This window comes from Methylococcus sp. ANG (assembly GCF_040730495.1).
Taxonomy (GTDB): Bacteria; Pseudomonadota; Gammaproteobacteria; order Methylococcales; family Methylococcaceae; genus Methylococcus.
This window is the reverse complement of sequence record NZ_CP160399.1, coordinates 1,602,555-1,624,437: the sequence shown is the minus strand read 5'-3', so window position 1 is coordinate 1,624,437 and position 21,883 is coordinate 1,602,555. Positions and strand designations below refer to the sequence as shown.

Below are 21,883 nucleotides of genomic sequence, written 5' to 3'. Positions count from 1 at the left end.
CGCTATTTGTCGAAGCCGATGAAATCCCAGACCTCTTCCATGACCGTGCGTTCGTAATCCTCGTCCTTGCTGAGGCGGCCTTCGGCGTAGTTCAGGGCATATACGCGGGCGATGTCGTCCGCCATCTGCGGCATGTCGAGCTGGCGGTAGGCGTCCTCCATGATCTTGAGCGCGTGGGGGATGGCCTGGGTGCGCTCGTACTTCTGGACCACTTCCGCGGAACGCCGGATCGCCGCCACATAGGCCCGGCGCCGCATGTAGTAGTCGGCCACGTGGATGTCGTACATCGCCAGGTTGTTGCGCAGGGCAATCGCACGCTGCTTGGCGTCTTCCCGGTAGACGCTGTTCGGAAACTTGTTGAGCAGCGTTTCGAAATCGTTGTAGGCGTCGCGCGCGGAACCGGGATCGCGCTGCGAGGAATCGGTCGGCAGCCAGCGGTCGATGAAGCCGATGCCGCGGTTGTAATTGATGAGGCCCCGGAGGTAATAGGCGTAATCGACATGGGGTTCGGTCGGATTGAGCTTGATGAAGCGGTCGACCGACGCGATCGCCGATTCCGGCTCGTTGTTCTTGTAGTAGCAGAAGGCCACGTCGATCTGAGCCTGGGTGGCGTATTCGCCGAACGGATACCGGGCTTCCAGTTTCTCGTATAATTTGATGGCTTTCTCGTAGGAGCCGTCCATCATCGCGTGTTTGGCTTCGGCGTAGAACTGGGCCGGACCCCAATCGGCATACTCATCCTTGATGTCTGCGTCTTCTTCCTTGCCGGCCGACCAGAACGGGAAGCTGGAACAGGCGGTGAGTCCGGACACCGCGCTTCCCAGCAGGGCGGCGATCAGTACGATGCGGCGGGGGAAACCCATGAGCGGGAAACTACCTCGTGTGTGCGTTTGACGGGCGCGTCAGCCATGCGTAAGGCCCCGCAGTATAACCGTATTCACAGACCTTTTCCTCTTTCCCTACCGTGACCCGAAGCCGAACCCTGACGACCGAAATACCGCACGAACTGGCCGGCCTGAGGCTGGATCAGGCGATGGCGATGCTGTTTCCGGACTTTTCCCGCGCCCGCCTGCAAACCTGGATCAAGGACGGCCATGCGCTGCTGGACGGCGTTCAAGCGGTCCCCCGCCAGAAGCTGCTCGGCGGCGAGCGCATCGAGCTGCATGCGGAGGCCGAAGAAGTGGTCGAGTACGCCGCCGAGGCGATTCCTCTGGTCGTGGTGCATGCCGACGCGTCGATTTTCGTCATAGACAAGCCCGCCGGCCTGGTGGTGCATCCCGCGGCGGGGCATCCCGATGGAACGCTGCAGAACGCCCTTCTGCACCTCGACCCGGCGCTTGCGGCGATCCCGAGAGGCGGCATCGTGCACCGGCTGGACAAGGACACCAGCGGCCTGCTGGTGGTCGCCCGTACGCTCGAAGCGCACAAGTCCCTGGTGGGCCAGCTCAAGGACCGCAGCGTGAGCCGCGAATACCTGGCCCTGGTCCAGGGCACGGTCACGGCCGGAGCGACGGTGGACGAGCCGATCGGGCGGCACCCTTCGGACCGCAAACGTTTCGCGGTGCGCCCGGACGGCAAGGAATCCGTGACTCACTACCGGGTGGAGGAGCGCTTCCCGCACCATACCCTGCTCCGGGTCCGGCTGGAAACCGGGCGTACCCACCAGATCCGGGTCCACATGGCGCATCTGCATCATCCGCTGATCGGCGATCCGGTCTATGGCGGCCGCGCGCGCATTCCCGCCGGCGCCGGTCCGGCGCTGATCGAGGCCTTGCGCGGGTTTCGCCGGCAGGCCCTGCATGCGGCGCGGCTGGGGCTGATCCATCCGAAGACGGGCGGGGAGATGGCTTGGGAATCGCCGCTGCCACCGGATTTCGACGCCTTGCTGCGTCTCCTGCGGGGCCTGACGTGACGCTCTGGCTCGAGCCCGACTGGCCGGCGCCGCCGGCGGTTCGGGCGGCATCGACCCTGCGCCTGGGTGGGGCGAGCGCGGGAGTCTATGCCGGCTTGAATCTCGGAACCCATGTCGGCGACGACCCGGACGCCGTCGCGGCGAACCGCGCATTCCTGCGCCGCAGCCTGGACCTGCCGGCGGAGCCCGCCTGGCTGCGCCAGGTGCACGGGAATGACGCGGTGGAGGCCGGCGCGGAAGCCGAACCCAGGGCGGATGCCAGTTACACCCGGAACGTCGGCGTGGTCTGCGCGGTGATGACGGCCGACTGCCTGCCGGTATTGCTGTGCACCCGCGACGGCGAGGGCGTGGCCGCCGTGCATGCCGGCTGGCGGGGGCTGGCGGGCGGCGTGATCGAGCGCGCGGTCGAGGCCTTGGGCTCGTCCGACCTGCTGGCCTGGCTCGGTCCGGCGATCGGTCCGGAGGCGTTCGAAGTCGGCGACGAAGTGCGCACCGCCTTCCTGACGCAGGACGGGGAAAGTGACGCGGCATTCCGGCCCGGCGATAATGGCCGCTGGCTGGCCGACATTTATCTGCTCGCCCGGCTGCGCCTCCGGCGCCTCGGCATCGGGGACGTCCATGGCGGACGCTGGTGCACCTATAGCGATGAAAGCCGCTTTTTCTCCTACCGGCGCGACGGAGTGACGGGCCGGATGGCCACGCTCGTCTGGCGCGACCGCTAAACACCTTCGAACGTTTCCGCCGATGAGCGTATTACTCTGGATTCTGCTGTTTTCCCTGCTGGGCGGTGTGCTCAGCGTCGTCGCCGCTTCGCTGTTCCTCCTCATTCCGGAAGACCATCATCCGCACCTCCTGCCGCATGGCATCAGTTTCGCCCTGGGCTCCCTGCTCAGCGTGGCGTTCCTGCACCTCATCCCGGAGGCCGCCCACGGCGCCGGCGTCGGCAACGTCGAGATGCTGTTCGCCACGGTGCTGGCAGGCATCCTGGGGTTCTTCATCCTGGAGAAGCTGCTGCTATGGCGCCACTGCCATGCCGGCGACTGTGAGACGCACGGCGAGGGCCATTTTCACCAGCCGGCCGGCACGCTCATCGTCATCGGCGACGCGATCCACAACCTGGTCGACGGCGTGCTGATCGCGGCGGCTTTCCTGACCGACATCCGTCTCGGCATCGTCACCGCCCTGGCCGTCGCGGCCCACGAGATTCCCCAGGAAGTGGGGGACTTCGCCATTCTGCTGCAAAGCGGCTATGGCAGGAGCCGTGCGCTTTGGTACAACCTGATGTCCAGCCTGGGGACGGTGGTGGGCGGCGTGGCCGCCTATTTCGCACTGGAGCGGATGAACGGCATGCTGCCTTACGTGCTGGCGCTGGCCGCGTCCAGCTTCATCTATGTCGCCGTCGCCGACCTGATTCCCTCCCTACACCGCAGGACGCACCTGGCCGCCGCCATCCAGCAGCTCGTCATGATCGCCGCGGGCATCGCGCTGATCGTGACGGTCAATCATTGGGCCGAGGGCATGCATCCGGACCCGCCCAAAAGGGTTCCCCTCATATCGCGATGACGGTGCCGAGTTCCACCACCCGATCCACCGGCAGCTTGAAGTAGCCGGTCGGATTGTAGGCGTTGCGGAACATGGAGATGAACAGCACCTCCTCCCAGCGGTTCAGGCTCCGCTCGGCGGAACGGATCAGCGTTTCCCGGCCCAGGAAGAACGTCGTCTGGTCCAGATCGATGTGCAGCCCGGCGTGGCGGCACAGGTTCAGCATGCGCTGCACGTTGGGCCGCTCCATGAAGCCGAAGCGGGTCGTGATGCGGAAAAAATTGTGCTCCAGGGCCTCGATGGTGATCTTTTCCTTTTCCGCCGCGTAGGGCTTGTCGAGCGTGCTCATGGTGAGCAGGATCACCCGCTGGTGGATCACCTGGTTGTGCTCATAGTTGCGGAGCAGGGCGAAGGGTAGGCTGAGATTGCGCGCCGTCAGGAAAATCGCGGTGCCGGCCGGCCGGAACGGCGGCGGCGCGTCGGTCAGCCGCTGCAGGAACCGGCTCAGGGACTCGGATTCCTGCTGCAGGCGGGCGAAAAGGACGTCGCGGCCTTTTTTCCAGGTGGACATGACGGTGGCCAGGATCAGACCCAGGCTCAGGGGAATCCAGCCGCCGTCGCCGAGCTTGGCCAGATTGGCCGTCAGGAAGGACAGGTCGACGGACAGCAGCACGGCTCCGGTGAGGATCAGCGCCAGGCCCGGCCAGCGCCAAGTGTCGTGGGCGACGACCAGGGCCAGGAGGGTGGTGACCACCATGGTGCCGACCACGGACAGTCCATACGCCGAGGCCAAGCTGGAAGACGAACCGAACACCAGCACCAGGGCCAGTACCGAGATCAGCAGCAGGCGGTTGACAGCCGGCGCATAGATCTGGCCCCGTTCGGATTCCGAGGTGTGGACCATGCGCTGGCGCGGCAGATAATCGAGCTGGATGGCCTGATGGGTCAGGGAGAATGCGCCGGAGATGACGGCCTGCGAGGCGATCACGGTGGCGACCGTGGCCAGCCCGATCATCGGGTAGAGCGCCCATTCCGGGACGAGGAGATAGAACGGATTCTGCACCGCCTCGGGATTGCGGATCAGCAGGGCGCCCTGGCCGAGGTAGTTCAGGATCAGGCCTGGAAACACCACGGCGAACCAGGTGGCGCGGATGGGGGTCTTTCCGAAATGGCCCATGTCGGCATACAGCGCTTCGGCACCGGTGACCGCCAGGACAACCGCTCCCAGCGCGGCGAAGCCCATGCCTTGGTGGGCGATGAGGAATCGGAATCCGTGCAAAGGATTGAGTGCGGCCATGACTTCGGGGGTCTGGCGCAGGCTGTCCAGCCCCAAGGTGCCGATGGCCAGAAACCATGCCAGCATGATGGGGCCGAACAGCCGGCCGACGCGCTCCGTCCCCCGGCGCTGGATCAGGAACAGCGCCAGCAGGATCAGGATCGAACCCGGAACCACGTAGTGCGACAGCGCCGCGGCGGCTACTCCCAAACCCTCCATCGCGCCGAGCACCGAAATGGCGGGTGTGATCATCCCGTCGCCATAGAAAAGCGCCGTGCCGAAAAGTCCCAGGACGATGATCCAGGCCCGCTGCTTGCGCCGGTGCCGCTGCCGGAGGGCGAGGGCGGTCAGGGCCATGATGCCGCCTTCGCCGTGGTTGTCGGCATGCATCACGAACACCACGTATTTCACCGCCACGACCAGCAGCAAGGCCCAGAAGATCAGGGAAAGCGCGCCGAGAATGTTCTCCGGCGTCAGCGGGACGGCATAAGCGCCACCGAAGATTTCCCGCACGGTGTACAGCGGACTGGTGCCGATGTCGCCGTAGACCACGCCCAGGCAGCCGGCGGACAGGGTCAGGAATCCGGAAGGTTTCGATTTGGTTCGGTCCATGGACGTAACGTAGCTCCGGGTCGGAAGGAAACGGCGGCTGCATGTCGCCTCCGCGCGAAGCTTACCCCAGCCGGCTCAGCTTTCCCACTGGCCGGTGCTGATGCGGGCGCTGTTCGGGAACGGCTTCCGTCTCCCGGAGGCGATGGATCTCGGGGGAGTCCGCCGGAAGCCGGAGGGTGTCCTGCGGGTCGGCGCCACGAGCGCCAGCGCGCAGTCCGCAAGGGTACTTTTGGACCGATACCGCTATACTTAGCGGAGTCGGAGCGATCGGCGACAGAGTTCAATCTCCGGGCAAGGCGTCCGGCTTCAGTGTTCTCGACTGTTTTGGAGGTGCATGTCATGACCAAGAAAGAAGAGCATGAGAAAGAATCGACGGGAAAGGAAGTGGAGGCTGCGGAGCCCGTGGCGACCAGAGCCTACCCTAGGAGTCTGTCGGACTATGGATTTACTCGGGTCGGGATTCTTGGAATCGAGAATTTTTCGGGGGCATTGGCGGGGTAGTCACCAGCGTTTCGCGTCGATAACTAGACCAAGATGTGCCCCGCCTCCCCCATGGCGGCGCTATTGGTGTGTAACGCTTGGTTTTTACGTGAAGCCTGTCACGCTGCCGCCAACACGTGCATCCGCCTCAGATTGAACGCCATCGCCACCAGCTTCCATTCTCCGGCCACTGCCTCCAAGCCGCGCAGAGAGAACTGGCGGAATCCCAAGACCTGTTTGATGATGCCGAACACCGGCTCCACCGTGGATTTGCGCTTGGCGTAGCGGGCCTTCCCTGCCTTCGTTTTGAGTTTCCAGGCCATCTTCTCCACGGGATCGGTGGTTTCCGGTTCCGGGGCATCCGGAGCCAGGCGTTCCGCCAGCGGCACGTGATGGCTGTCCCGTCCCATCGCGATCAGCGGTTCGATCTGCTGTTCGCAGCAGGCGTGCACGTTGCCGGCGCTGAAGTAGCCCGTGTCGGCCAGCAGGGCTTCGGGCTTCCCCAGGCTTCCGGCAGCTTCTCGATCTCGGCCAGCATCGGTTCGACCTGCTGCTTGTCGTTGGTCTGCTGACTGACGGTGGTGGCGACGATCAACATCGTCTCCACATCCACCGCAGCCTGGCTGTTATAGCCCTGGAGGAAACCCGCGTGGCTCGGCATGATGCGGGATTCCTCGTCGGTCAGATTGATCTGGTCGCTGGCCTTCGGCCCGGTTTCCGGCGGCTTCGGCTCCTGCCCACGTGGCTTCTTGCCCGCCTGCCGCTGGCCTTCGCGACGGGCTACCTTGGCTTCATAGTCCTGCTGCGCCCGGGCATCGCGCTCCGCGACCCGCTCCACGATCTTGGCCTTCGCCTCCGCCAGGGCCTTCAGCCGATCCTGCCGCCGCGCCAACTCCTCTGGCAGGTCGATGCCGTCCGGCTCCTCCGCCCCGTCGGCCTCCGCCGCCTTCTGCAACAAGGCCTGCACCTCCTCCCGCAACTGCGCTTCCAACTTCTCGATGTGGCCATGAGACAAGGCCTTGTGCTTGGAGGCGTTGGCCTTAATCTTGGTCCCGTCCAGGGAAATCTGCCCGAGCCTCACCAGCTTCATCGCCTGCGCCAGGCTCAAGACCTGAACGAACAGGTCCTCCAGCTCCCCCAGAAAGGTCTTGCGAAAGTGGGCCAGGGTGTCATGATCGGGATGGGTTTCCGCCGACAGAAAGCGGAAGGCCACCGAATCGTAGGTGGCCCGCTCAATCTTGCGGCTGGAGAACACCCCGGTGGCATAACCATAAACCAGCAGGGCCAGTAGTACCGACGGATGGTGCGCCGCCGACCCGCGCCCCGAGTAGCGGCTCGTCAGTCGACTTAAATCCAGCTGATCGATGACCTCGACGAGGAACCGTGCCAGGTGGTTGGCTGGCAGCCATTCGTCAACCGAGGGCGGTAGCAGATACTGCTGGTGGCGATTGACGGGGATGAAGCGGCTCATCGGGTCTCACCTTGTCGCGATCTATCCGGAATAGGCCGCTATGTTAACGGAAACAGCGGACTTCCGCCCCTCCAATCCGGTTCGAACCAGAACCGGAAAGTCCGACAGACTCCTAGCCCCTGGGATGAGATGGAGCGGTGGATGGAGCAGGTGTTCCCGGCGGGATGGCTGGAGCACGAACCCTGGACGATGATGCGGCGGCCGTGGCCGTCCTTGTTCCGGGCCGGCTTGCCCAGCGTCCGCGTGCCGAAAGTCGACGTGATCGACCGCGCGGACGAAGTGGTGGTCAAGGCAGAACTGCCGGGTGTCACCAAGGACAACCTGGAGGTTACCCTGGGCGAGGACATGTTCACGCTGCGGGCTTCCTCGCAGTCCGAAACCAAGGAGGAGAAGGGCCAGTATTTTTACCGCGAAATGAGCCGCGGCGAATTCAGCCGGAGTCTGCGTCTCCCTTGCGCCGTGGATGCGGACAAGGCCAAGGCCTCCTTCAAGGACGGGATACTGGAGGTGGTGATTCCCAAGGCGGCGGGCAGCAAGCGCCAGAGCATCAGGATCGATTGATCGAAGGCGGCGAGGCCGGACCGGAGAACTCCACGTTCGGCCGGTCCGGCCCTTGTTTATCCAAACAGGCAATGACGAGAACGGCGTCCGCCATGCGATTTCCACGATGAGGCCAGGCCCTCCCATGCGCAGTCCTTTTTCCCCCCTGTATTTTCTGTTTTTTGCCGGCTTGCTGCTGTGGCTCATCTTCAGCATCAATTTCCAGATCATTGCGCTGACTTTCGAAAAGCTCGGCCTCGATCCATCGTCCGCCCTCAGTCTGCTCCTGACTTCCCTGCTGGGCAGCGCCATCAACCTGCCGGTGGCCAGCATCGAGGCGGACCGGCCGCCGGCCAGTCCGCCGCACCCCTTCCGCGGACTGTTGCGCCTGCCGGAAGTTCCGTTCACCGGGCGGACGAAAATCGTAGTCAACGTGGGTGGCGGCCTGGTCCCGGTGGCGTTTTCGTTTTACCTGCTCGCCAATAACGGCATTCCGCTGCCGCAACTGGTGCTGGCGACGGCTATCGTCGCGGCGGTGGCGTACGGTTTCAGCCGGCCCATTCCCGGCTTCGGCATCGGCATGCCGATTCTGGTCGCTCCCCTGGCGGCAGCGCTGGTTGCCTTGGTGCTGGGAGGGGAGCACCGGGCGCCGGTCGCCTATATCGCCGGAACGATGGGGGTGCTGATCGGGGCCGATCTGCTGCGTATCCCCGACATCCGCCATCTCGGCGCGCCGGTGGCTTCCATCGGCGGCGCGGGAACCTTCGACGGCATCTTCATGACCGGCCTGGTCGCTGTCCTTCTGACCTGATGAGCGGACCGGCGGACATGGCGACGATCGACGGGCCGCAGAAGGGGGAGGCGGAGCGGGTCTCCGGCCTCCCCCTTCCGGCGGAAGGTCCGCCGGTCGGCATGTGCATTCTGGATCAGCATCCGGACGGCCATGTCGCGATCGTTCATGCCAGCCCCGGGATGGAAGACATCCTCGGATCGGAGCTTGCCCGCCTGCTGGACGCCGCCGGCGTCGACGCGTTGATGAGGCGGGAGGATCTGGCACCGGCAAGACTTCGGCAGGAGACCGCCAGGCGCCATCTGACGCCGCTCAAGACGGAGTTCCGGATCGACCATCCCGCCCGAGGGCCGCGCTGGCTGGAGGCATTCGCCGTGCCCGAGCGGCTGTCGAGTGGTGCGACCCGGTGGCGCGGTTTCCTGACGGACGTTACCGAACGCAAGCGGGCCGAGGTCCAGGCCGGGCTGGCCGGCAAGGCCCTCGATCATCTTGCCGAAATGGTCTCGATCTGCAACGCCGAGGGGTGGTTCGTCTACGCGAACGAGGCTTGGCGAAAGGCTTTGGGCTACGGCAGGGAGGAGTTTCTGAACCTGTCGGTTGCCGACGTCGTCCCCGACCTGGCATCACAGTCCTGGGCCGGCCATTTCCGCCAAGTCAGAGAAAAGGTTTCCATCCGGTGGGAAACCGTCCATCGCACGAGGGACGGACATCGGGTGCCGGTCGTGGTCGACGCCCACTATGTCGAGCACGAAGGCTGCGGCTACCTCCTGTCCTTGGTGCGCGACACCAGCCTCCTCAAGCGGACGGACACGGCATTGCTCCGGCGCGAACGCGAATTCCGCTCGCTCGCCGAGAACTCGCCCGACAGCATCATGCGGTACGACCGGGATTGCCGCATCGTCTATCTCAATCCCAGCCTGGAAAACACGCTGCTGTTTTCCGCCAGCGACATGGTCGGCAGGACGCCCACCGAGCTGCATCCCGGCGACGATCGCTTCGAGGCTTACGAGGACAAGCTCAGAGCGGTCATCGCCACCGGCAAGGCCGACGAAATAGAGCTCCTCCTGCGGGGCACGCACAAAGGCCCCCGCCTGTTGCACATCCGCCTGGTGGCCGAGCGCGATCCGGATGGCGAATGCACCGGCGTGCTGGCCGTCGGTCGGGATATCACCGAGGTCGACGAATACCGGCGGCGCATCCAGCGCCTGGCGTTTTTCGATCCGCTCACCGATCTGCCCAACCGGGCGCTGCTCAACGACCGGATCCGCCAGTGTCTCGCCGATGCCGCCAGCCGGGGCAGCCAGTTCGGTCTGATGCTGCTCGACCTGGACCGCTTCAAGGAAGTGAACGACACGCTCGGGCACAGCGCCGGCGACAGGCTGCTGTGCGAGGCGGCCCAGCGTCTGAATGCCTGCGTCCGCGGCTACGATACCGTGGCGCGGCTGGGCGGAGACGAATTCTCGATCCTGTTGCCGGTGGTGCGCGACCGGGGCGATCTCCGCACCGTCGCCGGCAGGATACTCGAGGCCTTCGGCGAACCCTTCACCATCGAAGGCAAGGAGCTGTTCGTGTCGGTCAGCATCGGCATCGTCCTGCATACGGAGGGCCGTTGTGACGCGGACAAACTGTTCAAGCAGGCGGACTTGGCCATGTACCACGCCAAGAAGCAGGGCCGGAACAACTTCCAGTTCTACGCGGAGGAACTGGCCGTCCGGGTTTCGGACCGCATGGCCATGGAAGGGGCGCTGCGCAGGGCGCTCGGGAATGGCGAACTGGATCTGTACTATCAGCCGCAGGTGGCCTTGCCGGCCGGCCGCATCGTCGGCGCGGAGGCCTTGCTGCGGTGGCGGCATCCGCAGGAAGGAATCGTGACGCCCGACCGCTTCATCCCCATCGCGGAAGAGACGGGGTTCATCCGCGATCTGGGTCACTGGGTGCTGGCGACGGCCTGCCGCCGGGCCGTCCACTGGCACCGAGCCATCGACTCGCCCTTCAAAGTCGCGGTGAACCTCTCCACCCGGCAATTCACCCGCAACGACCTGCCCGGTGAACTGCAACGCATCGTCCAGGACACCGGCTGCCGTCCGGAATGGCTGGAGCTCGAAATCACCGAAAGCCTGCTGCTCGGGAACGATTCCGAAGTCGGCGCGGCATTGGAGGAGCTGCACGACATGGGCTTCGCCATTTCCATAGACGACTTCGGCACCGGCTATTCGGCGCTGAGCTATCTCAACCGTTTTCCGCTGGACCAGATCAAGATCGATCGTTCTTTCATCCACGGCTTCCCCGCGGACAAGGAAAAGGCGGAACTGGTCAAGGCCATCATCTCGATCGCGGGCGCCTTGCAGCTCGAAGTGATCGCGGAAGGCGTGGAAACGCCCCGTCAGGCGGAATATCTTCACGCCCAGGGCTGTCGGCTGGCGCAAGGGCACTTGTTCGGCAGGCCGGTCCCGCAGGACCGGTTCGAGCGGCTTCTGGCCGGCAGCGCCTGATCCCGCCTGTTCCCTGGTCATTCGCGCCGTAAGGCATTGGAACAAAATAAATCTGCCATATGAATGCTACGGCAGGATCGTATAATTCCATTCGCCATGGAAGGCATGGCGCTGTATTTTGAGGCCGTCCATTTCCGCGTCGGTGACCTTGATCCCTTTGGGATATTCGCTATCGTCCAGTTCGCAATAGACCCGCAAGCCTTTGCGATTGGTCGTCGAGGCAATCAAATTCACCACGACCTCGTGACTGATGAGCGGACGACCGCGCCAATTCATCGTGATAAAGGAAAATAGGCGATGCTCAATCTGGTTCCATTTGCTGGTTCCCGGCGGGAAGTGACACACCGTGATGGCCAGTCCTAACTCGGTGGCTAATGCCTGAAGCTCCCGCTTCCATAAGCGCACACGCGAGCCATTGCTCCCACCGCCATCGGCCGTAATCAACAAGTGCCGTGCCTTCGGATAACACGGTGCGCCCATGGAGTGCCACCAGCGGCGAATACTTTCCACCGCGAATTGCGCGGTGTCGTGATCCGTCCCGACATTGACCCAGCCGATATTCAACGTCGGATCGTAAATGCCATACGGTGCCACCTTCCCCAGTTCGGGGTCTTGAAAATCATACACCCGAACGGCTTCCGGCTGCCCTTCGGGGCGCCATTCCAGGCCCTGTTGCTTGAAATTCCCGACCAGTTCCTTCTTCTTGGTGTCCACCGAGATGACCGGATCGCCCCGCCCTTGGAACTGCTTCACCTGGGTGTAGATATGCTCGAACTGGGCATTGCGATCCGGATGCGAACCGCCCTCCAAGGTTTTTCGATTACCTTGCAGGCTATAGCCCAGCGCGCGGAGCAGTTCGCCCACCATCCGATGGCTGGTTCGGTGCCCCATCTCAGTGAGGGCTTCGGCCAATTGCCGCGTGCTCTTACACGTCCAACGCAACGGGGATTCCGGATCCCCGCGCGTCACCGGATCAATCAATCGCGCCAAATCGGCCTTCAGGGTGGAGTCCTGGTCAACCGTCCGTTTCCGGCCTGCCCCCTTCCGGCGAATACGGCCCTGAGGCAAGGCATTCTGTTGTTCCAACTCTTGGCAGCCTTGACGAATCGCCTCTCGACATAAACCGGTTTCCCGTGACACGGCCGAGATTCCGCCTCGGCCAATCGCCAGCGCCTCCGCCCCGGCAACCAAGCGCCGCAGACGCTCGTCCAGGTACCGATCGAGTTTCTCAAAGCGCTTCTTGATTGCGGCATGTTCCATACCGCAACTTTAAAACAAACCCCTCAGTATTTGGAAGGGTTATTTTGTTCCAATGCCTAAGCGTAAAACGGAGGCTGAGTTGAAACGTAGGGGCGCCGTGGCATGGGACAACGTCATGTTCCGGGCGATGATCGAGTGCCTTCAGGATCAGGTGGTGACGGTTCACGACATCGAAGACCGCGCACGCATCATCTACGCGAACGAAGCGGCCTGCCGCCATTTCGGCGCCGATCTCGAAACCTTGCTGACCTGGTGCCCGCTGGATTTCGATCCCACACACGACGAAGAATCCCTGCGCCTCGCCCTCGAACGGCACCGGCAAACGGGGGGAATGACGTTCGAGACGCTCCACAGAGTGGCGGGTGGGACGGAGATTCCCGTCGAAGTGACGGCGAACCTGTTCGAGCAGGACGGAAAGACTCTGGCGGTCTGCATCAGCCGCGACCTGCGTCCCCGCCGCGAAGCCGAGGCGCGCATGAAGGAACTCGAGAGGCTGCAGGCCGAGCGGGAAGGCCTGGACCGTCTTGCCCGCTTTGCCCAGTGCGCGCCGGGGTTCATGTATACCGTGGAGGCGCGCGCCGACGGAAGCCTTGCCATGACTTACGCCAGTTCCGGCGTGGAGGACATTCTCGGGCTGAGCGTGGAAGCGGTCCTGGAAGACATCGGCAATATTTACTCGCGCATCGTTCCGGAAGACCGGGACCGGATTCTGCGGTGTAAGGAGGTTTCGGCCCGCGAACTGCTGCCGTTCGAGGAGGAATACCGCATCCTTCACCCGGTCAAGGGTGAGCGGTGGCTGGAGGCCCGGTCCGTGCCGGAGCGGCAGAAAGACGGCGTCACCCTGTGGCACGGGTTTCTGGTCGACATCACCGAGCGGAAGCGGATGGAGGAAACGTTCCGGTTCATTGCCCAGCGCAGTTGGGCTACGGACGGCGAGGCATTCTTTTCCGCCATTGCACATTACCTCGGCAAGACCCTCGGGGTCGATTACGTCGTCATCGACCGGCTGACCAGGGATTCCGAACTCGCCGAGACCATCGCGTTGTACGCACGGGGCGAGGACCTGCCCAATATCTGCTACAGGCTCGCCGGAACGCCCTGCGAGAACGTCATGGGCCGCAGTCTGTGCTGTTTTCCCCGCCGGGTCCGCACGCTGTTTCCCGAGGACGTCATGCTGCAGGAGATGGGGGTGGAAAGCTATGCCGGCGTGCCCTTGTGGGATTCGGCGGGAACCGCGATCGGCCTGATCGCGGTGATGGATGGCAAGCCCATGGCGGAGGCGGAATCCGTGACCGCCCTCTTGCAGCTCGTGGCGACACGGGTCGCGGCGGCTCTGGAACGGGATCGCTCGGAGCGGCAGCTCAAGGCGCGCGAACAGGAGTTCCGTTCCCTGGTCGAGCACTCGCCCGACACCGTTGCCCGCTATGACCGGGACTGCCGCCGCGTTTACGCCAACCCCCGGTTGGAGGAGGAAGCGGGTGTGCCCCTTTCCGAACTGCTGGGGAAAACGCCGGCCGAGTTCCCCGGCGGCGAGAGCGCCCGTGCTTATCAGGCGAAGATTCGGCAGGTTTTCGAAACCGGTGTGCCGGAAGAGTTCGAACTGAGCTGGAAAACGGCTCAGGGACGCGATTTGGTCTCCCATATCCGGCTGACACCGGAATTCGGTTTTGACGGCGAAGTCATACACACGCTGGCGGTCGGGCGGGACATCACCGAAATCGACGCTTATCGCCGGCGCATTCATCACATGGCTTTTTTCGATACCCTGACGGGATTGCCGAACCGGGAAATGCTCAACAAGCGGATTCGGCAGGCCATGGACGGTACTCCCGGCCCCGGCCGGCAGTTTGCCCTGATGATGCTGGACCTCGACCGCTTCAAGGAAATCAACGACACCCTGGGCCACGGGGTCGGCGACCTGCTGCTGGAAAAAGCCGCCTACCGCCTGCTGGGCGCCGTGCGCAGCGGCGACACCGTGGCGCGGCTGGGCGGCGACGAGTTCGCTGTCCTGGTGCCCGCCCCCGCCGACTGCCAGGAACTCGCGACGCTGGCCGGCAGGATGCTCGGCGCCTTTGCCGAACCCTTCCTGATCGAAGGCCGGGAGCTGTTCGTTTCCGCCAGCCTCGGCATCGCGCTTTACCCCAGGGATTGCGCCGGAATCGATACCTTGTTCCGCTACGCCGATTCCGCGATGTATCACGCCAAGCGGCAAGGGAGGAACAACTTTCAGTTCTATTCGGCCGACCTCACGGCGCGCGCGTCGGAACGCATGCGGATCGAATCCGCCCTGCGCCGGGCACTGGGGCGCAACGAACTGGAGCTGTACTTCCAGCCGCAGATCGACATGGCTTCCGGGACCATCGTCGGCGCCGAGGCGCTGCTGCGATGGAACAGGCTGGGACACGGCATCGTGCTGCCGCGCAAGTTCATCCCGGTAGCCGAGGAAAGCGGCCTGATCGTCGGCATCGGCGAATGGGTGCTGGCCCAGGCCTGCGAGGCCGCCGCCGCCTGGAACGGCCGGCGCGAGCGTCCTCTGTCCGTCGCCGTAAACCTTTCCACCCGGCAGTTCATCCTGAACGATCTCGCCGGCACCGTCCGGCGCATCCTCGACGAGACCGGCTGCCGGCCGGAATGGCTGGAACTTGAAATCACCGAAAGCCTGTTGCTGGAAGACAGCAGGGAAATCCGGTCGACACTCGAAGCCTTCGACCGCATGGGGCTGTCGATCGCCATCGACGACTTCGGCACCGGCTATTCCGCCTTGAGCTATCTGCATCGCTTTCCGGTGAAAAGGATCAAGATAGACCGCTCTTTCGTCCACGGCGTTCCGTCCGACCGCCGCAAATCGGAACTGGTCAAGGCCATGATCTCGATCTCTCAGGCGCTGAGCCTCGAGGTGCTGGCGGAAGGCGTGGAAACCCCGCAACAGGCGGTTTATCTCCAGGCCCACGGCTGCCGCTTGGCGCAGGGTTATTTGTTCGGCGTACCGCAGCCGCTCCCCGGCTTCGAGGCATTGATCGGAGAGGACTGGAGCGCCGTTTCCTGAGACCCCGCCGTTGCGGGCGGGAGAGACCGAAGGCTGCGACACCGGGCTGTCATCTTTCCGTGCTATTCAGGGAAGGATCACTACGAAAAGGAGGGAACGCCAAGATGAACATGCTGCGTCTGTTGTGCTGGGCCGACGCCCTGACCATCGCCAATCTGAGTTGCGGGGTGTCGGCGATATTCGCAGCGATCCAGGGGCATCCGGAAATCGGTGCGGGGCTGATCGCGCTGGCGGTGGTGTGGGACTCGCTGGACGGCAAGGTGGCGGCCTGGACCCACCATAGCGGACGCGAGTTCGGCAAGCAGCTCGACTCCCTCGCCGACCTGGTCTCCTTCGGCGTATCCCCGGCCTGCCTGTTCTTCACCATGAGCGAGCCATCCTGGCTCGCTGTTCCGCCGCTCCTGTTCTTCGTCGCCTGCGGCATGCTCAGGCTGGCGCGGTACAACATCTCCACGGGCAAAGGCTTCGAGGGGGTGCCGATCACGGTCAACGGCGTCCTGTTTCCGCTGCTCTACCTGCTGTCCGTGGCTTTCCCCCCAGCCTCAACGCCTGGCCCGCCGTGTTTCTGGCGATGGGCCTGCTGATGGCTTCCGGCCTCAAGGTGCGCCGGCTGTTCTAACCCGAAGTTCCCCCCCCCCATTACAGCGGCGAGGGACAGCGGAACTTCTGGTCGGCGACGGTCCGCCCTGGCGTCGTCGGGAGACGGAGAAGAGAATGAAGGGAAGCACATGGGCAAGAGGGGCGGAAGCGTGAGCCACCATTAACCCACCGCAGGGGGAGGTAACATAAACGCTCAAATCAGAGGACTATGCGTCGCCAGCGCGGTTTTTGCCCTCATGGCCCTCGCTCAGCTCATGCGGTTGGCTATCCGCCCCGAAATCCTCGTCGCCGGCCATCAAATGCCAATCTGGCCTAGGAGTCTGTCGGACTATGGATTTACTCGGGTCGGGATTCTTGGAATCGAGAATTTTTCGGGGGCATTGGCGGGGTAGTCACCAGCGTTTCGCGTCGATAACTAGACCAAGATGTGCCCCGCCTCCCCCATGGCGGCGCTATTGGTGTGTAACGCTTGGTTTTTACGTGAAGCCTGTCACGCTGCCGCCAACACGTGCATCCGCCTCAGATTGAACGCCATCGCCACCAGCTTCCATTCTCCGGCCACTGCCTCCAAGCCGCGCAGAGAGAACTGGCGGAATCCCAAGACCTGTTTGATGATGCCGAACACCGGCTCCACCGTGGATTTGCGCTTGGCGTAGCGGGCCTTCCCTGCCTTCGTTTTGAGTTTCCAGGCCATCTTCTCCACGGGATCGGTGGTTTCCGGTTCCGGGGCATCCGGAGCCAGGCGTTCCGCCAGCGGCACGTGATGGCTGTCCCGTCCCATCGCGATCAGCGGTTCGATCTGCTGTTCGCAGCAGGCGTGCACGTTGCCGGCGCTGAAGTAGCCCGTGTCGGCCAGCAGGGCTTCGGGCTTCCCCCAGGCTTCCGGCAGCTTCTCGATCTCGGCCAGCATCGGTTCGACCTGCTGCTTGTCGTTGGTCTGCTGACTGACGGTGGTGGCGACGATCAACATCGTCTCCACATCCACCGCAGCCTGGCTGTTATAGCCCTGGAGGAAACCCGCGTGGCTCGGCATGATGCGGGATTCCTCGTCGGTCAGATTGATCTGGTCGCTGGCCTTCGGCCCGGTTTCCGGCGGCTTCGGCTCCTGCCCACGTGGCTTCTTGCCCGCCTGCCGCTGGCCTTCGCGACGGGCTACCTTGGCTTCATAGTCCTGCTGCGCCCGGGCATCGCGCTCCGCGACCCGCTCCACGATCTTGGCCTTCGCCTCCGCCAGGGCCTTCAGCCGATCCTGCCGCCGCGCCAACTCCTCTGGCAGGTCGATGCCGTCCGGCTCCTCCGCCCCGTCGGCCTCCGCCGCCTTCTGCAACAAGGCCTGCACCTCCTCCCGCAACTGCGCTTCCAACTTCTCGATGTGGCCATGAGACAAGGCCTTGTGCTTGGAGGCGTTGGCCTTAATCTTGGTCCCGTCCAGGGAAATCTGCCCGAGCCTCACCAGCTTCATCGCCTGCGCCAGGCTCAAGACCTGAACGAACAGGTCCTCCAGCTCCCCCAGAAAGGTCTTGCGAAAGTGGGCCAGGGTGTCATGATCGGGATGGGTTTCCGCCGACAGAAAGCGGAAGGCCACCGAATCGTAGGTGGCCCGCTCAATCTTGCGGCTGGAGAACACCCCGGTGGCATAACCATAAACCAGCAGGGCCAGTAGTACCGACGGATGGTGCGCCGCCGACCCGCGCCCCGAGTAGCGGCTCGTCAGTCGACTTAAATCCAGCTGATCGATGACCTCGACGAGGAACCGTGCCAGGTGGTTGGCTGGCAGCCATTCGTCAACCGAGGGCGGTAGCAGATACTGCTGGTGGCGATTGACGGGGATGAAGCGGCTCATCGGGTCTCACCTTGTCGCGATCTATCCGGAATAGGCCGCTATGTTAACGGAAACAGCGGACTTCCGCCCCTCCAATCCGGTTCGAACCAGAACCGGAAAGTCCGACAGACTCCTAGCGTTCTGGCCACAGTCATCCTGGGACTGAGCTTCTGGCTCTGGGACCTTTCCCGTACTCCACCCCCGTCAGAAACGCCAATCCCCGCGCGTGAAAAATCCGCTGGGCCATGATCGTTTCACGGGTAAGGTGGAGCTTTTCAAGCTACCGCAGCTTCTTCATCGTTGGAGTTGGCAACGCCCGGCTTTTCAAAAAGATGGGGATGGCTGGCGTGAAGCTGATCCTTCAATGTCGGTTCCAAGTCGATGATGCCGTGGAGCGTCTTCACCGTGCGAAGTTGGCTAATGGTTAGGTTGTTTGCTCCTCGTAAACAGGCGCCTTCGAGTTGGGCTCCGTCGAGGTAGGCCCCGTCGAAGTTGGCGCTCACAGCGGAGGCGTGCGAGAGGTGGGTATGCGTCAGATCGGCTTCCCTCAGGTTGGCTCGCTCCAGGTGGGCTCCTGTGAGATGGGCATTGCTCAGATCGGCTTCCCGCAGATTGGCCCCCTGGAGGTTGGCTCCCGTGAGGTGGGCGTGCGTGAGATCGGCTTCTCTGAGATAGGCATGGGCCAAATCGGCTTTTCGGAGATGGGCTTCACTGAGGTTGGCTTCCCTTAGCTGTGTTTCCGCGAGATGGGCTTCTCGGAGGTGTGCCCCTTCGAGATTGGCGCCTTCCAGGTCCGCGTGGGTAAGGTCGGCTCTCCGAAGGTGGGCGTCCGCCAGGTTTGCTTCGGTGAGGTGGGCTTTTACGAGATGCGCTTCTTTGAGGTTGGCTCCGCAAAGATTGGCTCCTTCGAGGTGAGCACCTTCGAGGTTGGTATCGTGCATTCCCGGATCATAGAAGGTGGCGTTCTTGAGGTTGGCATCTTCAAGGTGTGCGCCCGCTAGGTTGGCTCCTTGAAGCTTGGCGCCCTGGAGATTGGCGCCTTCGAGATAGGCTCTTGCGAGGTTGGCGCCTTGGAGCTGTACTCCGCGGAGGTTGGCTCTTTCGAAGTGGGCTTCCGTAAGGTCGATGTCTACGAAATCTTGGGGGTTGCTTTCTCTCGCTTTATTCCAGGTGTCTGGCCCCTGTTTCAGCAAATCAACAAAGTGTGGATTAGCCATGACTTGTTCCCTCTGTATTCTGTGCTCTCTAAAATATCACTGTCAAAAAGGGTGGCATCAACTGTAAAAATTATATGATTACATGCGAGACCTATCCCTTATTGGCCGAGCATCTTGCTATATGCTCACTTCGTTCCCAACGTGATCCATTACTGCCGAGAATTTCCCTCATGTTCTGGGACTCGGCTTCTTTTATATCATGATCTGCACGGAAGGGGCGGAAATACCTTGCTCGGAATAGGGACAAGGTTCAATCGCCAATTTCGGCATAAGCGCTCATGAGGTTTATAAAATCAAGAACCTACTGGCAGGATAAGGCAATCCGATGCGCTACGGCATCGATCGGAAACAGGAAGCAAGACGGCCGATGGGTGGCTGAGGTTCTTGATTTGGCGGGAGTCGTGGCCCACATCGAGATCGAGGAGGAGTTCATCCGCATCATTTCAGCCCGACGAGCGACCCGAGAGGAGCGCGAACGCTATGATTCCTGAACGCTTAAAGAAACGCCCGGCCAAAGACCGGCCGATGACTTCGATCACGTTGCGGATTCCGGTGGACGTGGTGGAGTCGTTGAAGGAGATCGTGCCACGGAAGGGTTTTTCCGGTTATCAACCATTGCTGAAGCGCTGCATCACCGAGGGTCTGCCGAAAGATGATGCGGAATATCTGTTCGGACACACGGCGCGGCTGATCGAGGCGATGAGGAAACGGGATTTGCCGGAGGGGGTTATCACGGACGCCGAGAAGGAGGTTTTCATTCCATCGGCAGAATCCGCTTGGCAAATGAGGGGGAGTCGCTAACGTGGTACCGGACATGGGCACTCATTCGATTCCAGGTTTTGCTGAACCGGTTAGCTCTTTGACCCATTTGCTGGGAGCCGGCGTGGTTGCTGTGTATGGGTATTTCCTACTCCGAAGGGGGCGGGGAAACACCTCTCGCTTGGTCACGCTGGGCGTATTCGTGTTCTCCTGTATATTCCTCTTGTCCATGAGCGGTGTTTACCATTTGCTTGCGGCTGGGGGAACTGGCCATGCCGTCTTACAACGGCTGGATCATGCCGCGATTTTTTCTCTGATCGCCGGCAGCTTTACCCCGATTCATTGGATTCTATTCACGGGTTGGGGCCGCTGGGCGGTGTTGCTCTTGATCTGGACCTTGGCCATTACCGGCATCACGCTCAAGGCCATTTTCTTCGAGCAAATTCCGGAATGGCTGGGTTTAACGCTCTTCATGGGGCTCGGCTGGATCGGGCTTGCTTCCGGGATAACCCTTGGCCGCCGCTACGGGTTGCATTTCGTCATGCCCTTGGTTTATAGCGGTCTGTTTTACACTGCCGGCGGATTGCTGGAATTTCTCGGCATGCCCGTTCTGATTCCCGGCGTGATCGGTCCGCATGAGTTGCTGCATTTTGGTGTGTTGGCGGGCATCGCCTTCCACTTCCGGTTTCTGGCCGGTGTACTGGACCAGGCGGCGCCAAGGAGGCCGATTCAGGACAACTGAAACGGCCTTTCCAACCTCCTCAGTGTCGTGCGGTTACTCCAGCGGGCAAGCTCAGTAGGGGCGTCGGCCACCAAAGCCACCACGGCCCCCGCCACCGAAACCTCCTCCGCTGTTTCCACCACGACCGCCCCTGCCACCGCCAAAGCCGCCGCTGCCACCAAAGTTGTCGGATCGTTGTTCGCGCGGACGGGCTTCGTTGACGATCAAGGCGCGGCCGTCGAAGTCCTTACCGTGTAAGGCAGCGATGGCAGCCTGCGCCTCCTTGTCATTGCCCATCTCGACGAAACCGAAGCCTTTGGACCGGCCGCTGTCTCGATCTGTAACGAGAGTCGCCGAGGTTACTGCACCATGCGCCGCGAACATCGCTTGAAGATCACGGTCGGTAATGGTGTAACTCAGGTTGCCGACAAACAATTTCTTAGCCATGAAAAAAATCCTCGAAGGGAAACGATACAGAAATGGCTGCGGAGTCGGCCCGATCAGCCGTCGACACTGCCAATTACCTCTGAAGCCGGGACTCGGGTCAGGGAAGTGTTGTGGCGGAGTGCAGTTGAATGTATGAAATCAGGACGTCGTGGAGCGGTGTTCCATCGAGGATGCAACACGGCATGGAAAAAGGCCAATAAAAAGAGCACCATGTCTTCGCATTCAAGCCCGACGTGCCTTGAGAGGTACTCAGCGCCGAACTGAGCCGAGCATCGAAGAAAACAACGGCTGGGCCCGGCGGGCCATACAAGGTGCGGTTGCTGGAGGAGGCGAAATTGGTCTTCAACGGCGACGACCTTCGCTTAGCATACGCCCCTTTTCCTAAAAAACCCAATTTTATTTTTTCACCGATGTAATGGACATTTAAGGGGCGAGAGCGCATTGTGCCTAAATGCAGGACAAGGTGCGGCCAAACGGCTTGGGGGTCTTTCTTTCGGAGGTGCTTGATTCCAGGCTTTTTTGAACCAGGAATCAGCAGCTTCATAAGCCCGCAGGTCTCAGTCAACGACGGCGTCTTTTTGCAGGAGAGCGGTACGAGACTTCCGTGAAAGGCGTTGCCATGATTCGGAAAAGCGGGGTGCGCATGGGCCAGGACAGGCTCGGTGCACTGCCAATGTCGAGGTAACTCGGCCATGTCCGATCACTTCCTTTTTCCGAGGCCTAAAACTCATGCAAGATCCTATCCCTGGCTACTGTTTAACAACGAGCGCCTTTCAGCAAACTTGTGGATATTGTGGTTGTGTCTTCCGTGTGGAGATCACGTGGTCGATCGTGTATGCCCAAAAGGCCTACCAGGGCGCGCAGGCTTATTCCTGCCCAGAGTGCCGCCAGAATTC

General features: G+C 62.4%; 19 protein-coding genes and 1 pseudogene. 11 read left to right on the top strand and 9 right to left on the bottom strand.

Annotated elements, in window-relative coordinates; all coding sequences use genetic code 11:
• Nucleotides 1-2 precede the first annotated feature (2 nt).
• On the bottom strand, nucleotides 3-863 hold the full coding sequence (locus ABZN20_RS07680) for an outer membrane protein assembly factor BamD (protein ID WP_218807340.1): 861 nt from the start codon (nucleotides 861-863) through the stop codon (nucleotides 3-5).
• A gap of 170 nt (nucleotides 864-1,033) precedes the next feature.
• On the opposite strand from ABZN20_RS07680, the gene rluD reads away from it, so the two are divergent.
• From rluD to ABZN20_RS07665, 3 genes are read left to right on the top strand one after another with little or no spacing between them, the layout of a single operon-like run.
• Entirely contained in the window at nucleotides 1,034-1,912 is an 879-nt protein-coding gene (gene rluD, locus ABZN20_RS07675; RefSeq protein ID WP_305080267.1) for a 23S rRNA pseudouridine(1911/1915/1917) synthase RluD, read from the top strand.
• Nucleotides 1,909-2,634 (top strand): peptidoglycan editing factor PgeF, encoded by a 726-nt coding sequence (gene pgeF / locus ABZN20_RS07670; protein ID WP_367027259.1) that lies wholly within the window; start codon nucleotides 1,909-1,911, stop codon nucleotides 2,632-2,634. The genes rluD and pgeF overlap by 4 nt, the downstream gene beginning before the upstream one ends.
• 22 nt (nucleotides 2,635-2,656) lie before the next feature.
• Entirely contained in the window at nucleotides 2,657-3,475 is an 819-nt protein-coding gene (locus ABZN20_RS07665; protein WP_218807337.1) for a ZIP family metal transporter, read from the top strand.
• On the opposite strand, the gene ABZN20_RS07660 is transcribed toward ABZN20_RS07665, so the two are convergent.
• On the bottom strand, nucleotides 3,462-5,342 hold the full coding sequence (locus tag ABZN20_RS07660) for a potassium transporter Kup (RefSeq protein WP_218807336.1): 1,881 nt from the start codon (nucleotides 5,340-5,342) through the stop codon (nucleotides 3,462-3,464). The genes ABZN20_RS07665 and ABZN20_RS07660 overlap by 14 nt on opposite strands.
• A 339-nt stretch (nucleotides 5,343-5,681) precedes the next feature.
• Between ABZN20_RS07660 and ABZN20_RS07655 the strand changes: the two genes are divergently transcribed.
• Nucleotides 5,682-5,843, top strand: coding sequence for a hypothetical protein (locus ABZN20_RS07655; protein ID WP_367027258.1), 162 nt, complete (start codon nucleotides 5,682-5,684; stop codon nucleotides 5,841-5,843).
• A 98-nt stretch (nucleotides 5,844-5,941) separates the two neighbouring features.
• On the opposite strand, the pseudogene ABZN20_RS07650 reads toward ABZN20_RS07655, so the two are convergent.
• Nucleotides 5,942-6,337: pseudogene (locus ABZN20_RS07650) on the bottom strand (transposase); the annotation flags it as partial.
• On the bottom strand, nucleotides 6,238-7,293 hold the full coding sequence (locus ABZN20_RS07645) for a transposase (protein WP_367025156.1): 1,056 nt from the start codon (nucleotides 7,291-7,293) through the stop codon (nucleotides 6,238-6,240). The pseudogene ABZN20_RS07650 and the gene ABZN20_RS07645, both read right to left, overlap by 100 nt.
• A gap of 141 nt (nucleotides 7,294-7,434) precedes the next feature.
• Here ABZN20_RS07645 and ABZN20_RS07640 point away from each other — a divergent pair, with 141 nt between their 5' ends.
• The 3 genes from ABZN20_RS07640 (at nucleotide 7,435) to ABZN20_RS07630 (ending at nucleotide 11,115) form a co-directional block, all read left to right on the top strand.
• Nucleotides 7,435-7,854 carry an Hsp20/alpha crystallin family protein gene (locus tag ABZN20_RS07640; RefSeq protein WP_367027257.1) on the top strand — a complete coding sequence of 140 codons (420 nt, stop codon included), beginning with the start codon at nucleotides 7,435-7,437 and terminating at the stop codon, nucleotides 7,852-7,854.
• 124 nt (nucleotides 7,855-7,978) lie between these two features.
• Nucleotides 7,979-8,644 carry a DUF1614 domain-containing protein gene (locus ABZN20_RS07635; protein ID WP_218807334.1) on the top strand — a complete coding sequence of 222 codons (666 nt, stop codon included), beginning with the start codon at nucleotides 7,979-7,981 and terminating at the stop codon, nucleotides 8,642-8,644.
• Between the two features lie 17 nt (nucleotides 8,645-8,661).
• Entirely contained in the window at nucleotides 8,662-11,115 is a 2,454-nt protein-coding gene (locus ABZN20_RS07630; RefSeq protein ID WP_218807333.1) for a sensor domain-containing protein, read from the top strand.
• Between the two features lie 66 nt (nucleotides 11,116-11,181).
• Here ABZN20_RS07630 and ABZN20_RS07625 read toward each other — a convergent pair whose 3' ends face one another.
• Nucleotides 11,182-12,375: an ISAzo13 family transposase gene (locus ABZN20_RS07625; protein ID WP_367027153.1), complete on the bottom strand. Its 1,194-nt coding sequence runs from the start codon at nucleotides 12,373-12,375 to the stop codon at nucleotides 11,182-11,184.
• A gap of 79 nt (nucleotides 12,376-12,454) precedes the next feature.
• Between ABZN20_RS07625 and ABZN20_RS07620 the strand changes: the two genes are divergently transcribed.
• Nucleotides 12,455-15,421: a bifunctional diguanylate cyclase/phosphodiesterase gene (locus ABZN20_RS07620; protein WP_367027256.1), complete on the top strand. Its 2,967-nt coding sequence runs from the start codon at nucleotides 12,455-12,457 to the stop codon at nucleotides 15,419-15,421.
• Between the two features lie 104 nt (nucleotides 15,422-15,525).
• Nucleotides 15,526-16,005, top strand: coding sequence for a CDP-diacylglycerol--serine O-phosphatidyltransferase (pssA, locus tag ABZN20_RS07615; RefSeq protein WP_367027255.1), 480 nt, complete (start codon nucleotides 15,526-15,528; stop codon nucleotides 16,003-16,005).
• Nucleotides 16,006-16,511: 506 nt separating this feature from the next.
• Here the strand turns inward: pssA and ABZN20_RS07610 are convergent.
• The gene (locus ABZN20_RS07610; RefSeq protein WP_218806980.1) at nucleotides 16,512-17,864 is read right to left on the bottom strand and encodes an IS1182 family transposase; all 1,353 of its coding nucleotides are present in this window, start codon (nucleotides 17,862-17,864) and stop codon (nucleotides 16,512-16,514) included.
• A 254-nt stretch (nucleotides 17,865-18,118) separates the two neighbouring features.
• Entirely contained in the window at nucleotides 18,119-19,060 is a 942-nt protein-coding gene (locus tag ABZN20_RS07605) for a pentapeptide repeat-containing protein (RefSeq protein WP_218807331.1), read from the bottom strand.
• Nucleotides 19,061-19,540: 480 nt separating this feature from the next.
• On the opposite strand from ABZN20_RS07605, the gene ABZN20_RS07600 reads away from it, so the two are divergent.
• Both ABZN20_RS07600 and trhA read left to right on the top strand, forming a co-directional pair.
• Nucleotides 19,541-19,861 carry a hypothetical protein gene (locus ABZN20_RS07600; protein WP_218807330.1) on the top strand — a complete coding sequence of 107 codons (321 nt, stop codon included), beginning with the start codon at nucleotides 19,541-19,543 and terminating at the stop codon, nucleotides 19,859-19,861.
• Nucleotides 19,862-19,874: 13 nt separating this feature from the next.
• Complete coding sequence (trhA, locus tag ABZN20_RS07595) at nucleotides 19,875-20,561, top strand: PAQR family membrane homeostasis protein TrhA (protein ID WP_218807329.1); 687 nt, start codon at nucleotides 19,875-19,877, stop codon at nucleotides 20,559-20,561.
• A 51-nt stretch (nucleotides 20,562-20,612) separates the two neighbouring features.
• Here trhA and ABZN20_RS07590 read toward each other — a convergent pair whose 3' ends face one another.
• Both ABZN20_RS07590 and ABZN20_RS07585 read right to left on the bottom strand, forming a co-directional pair.
• Entirely contained in the window at nucleotides 20,613-20,987 is a 375-nt protein-coding gene (locus ABZN20_RS07590; protein WP_218807328.1) for an RNA recognition motif domain-containing protein, read from the bottom strand.
• A 97-nt stretch (nucleotides 20,988-21,084) separates the two neighbouring features.
• Nucleotides 21,085-21,681, bottom strand: coding sequence for a hypothetical protein (locus tag ABZN20_RS07585; RefSeq protein ID WP_367027254.1), 597 nt, complete (start codon nucleotides 21,679-21,681; stop codon nucleotides 21,085-21,087).
• Nucleotides 21,682-21,883 lie beyond the last annotated feature (202 nt).

Coding starts and splice junctions, on each gene's coding strand:
- ABZN20_RS07665 (WP_218807337.1), top strand. CDS start 2,657: ATGAGCGTATTACTCTGGATTCTGCTGTTTTCCCTGCTGGGCGGTGTG.
- ABZN20_RS07680 (WP_218807340.1), bottom strand. CDS start 863: ATGGGTTTCCCCCGCCGCATCGTACTGATCGCCGCCCTGCTGGGAAGC.
- ABZN20_RS07655 (WP_367027258.1), top strand. CDS start 5,682: ATGACCAAGAAAGAAGAGCATGAGAAAGAATCGACGGGAAAGGAAGTG.
- pssA (WP_367027255.1), top strand. CDS start 15,526: ATGAACATGCTGCGTCTGTTGTGCTGGGCCGACGCCCTGACCATCGCC.
- rluD (WP_305080267.1), top strand. CDS start 1,034: ATGGCGATGCTGTTTCCGGACTTTTCCCGCGCCCGCCTGCAAACCTGG.
- ABZN20_RS07635 (WP_218807334.1), top strand. CDS start 7,979: ATGCGCAGTCCTTTTTCCCCCCTGTATTTTCTGTTTTTTGCCGGCTTG.
- ABZN20_RS07640 (WP_367027257.1), top strand. CDS start 7,435: ATGGAGCAGGTGTTCCCGGCGGGATGGCTGGAGCACGAACCCTGGACG.
- ABZN20_RS07610 (WP_218806980.1), bottom strand. CDS start 17,864: ATGAGCCGCTTCATCCCCGTCAATCGCCACCAGCAGTATCTGCTACCG.
- ABZN20_RS07585 (WP_367027254.1), bottom strand. CDS start 21,681: ATGGCCGAGTTACCTCGACATTGGCAGTGCACCGAGCCTGTCCTGGCC.
- trhA (WP_218807329.1), top strand. CDS start 19,875: ATGGGCACTCATTCGATTCCAGGTTTTGCTGAACCGGTTAGCTCTTTG.
- ABZN20_RS07590 (WP_218807328.1), bottom strand. CDS start 20,987: ATGGCTAAGAAATTGTTTGTCGGCAACCTGAGTTACACCATTACCGAC.
- ABZN20_RS07605 (WP_218807331.1), bottom strand. CDS start 19,060: ATGGCTAATCCACACTTTGTTGATTTGCTGAAACAGGGGCCAGACACC.
- ABZN20_RS07645 (WP_367025156.1), bottom strand. CDS start 7,293: ATGAGCCGCTTCATCCCCGTCAATCGCCACCAGCAGTATCTGCTACCG.
- ABZN20_RS07660 (WP_218807336.1), bottom strand. CDS start 5,342: ATGGACCGAACCAAATCGAAACCTTCCGGATTCCTGACCCTGTCCGCC.
- ABZN20_RS07630 (WP_218807333.1), top strand. CDS start 8,662: ATGGCGACGATCGACGGGCCGCAGAAGGGGGAGGCGGAGCGGGTCTCC.
- ABZN20_RS07600 (WP_218807330.1), top strand. CDS start 19,541: ATGATTCCTGAACGCTTAAAGAAACGCCCGGCCAAAGACCGGCCGATG.
- ABZN20_RS07625 (WP_367027153.1), bottom strand. CDS start 12,375: ATGGAACATGCCGCAATCAAGAAGCGCTTTGAGAAACTCGATCGGTAC.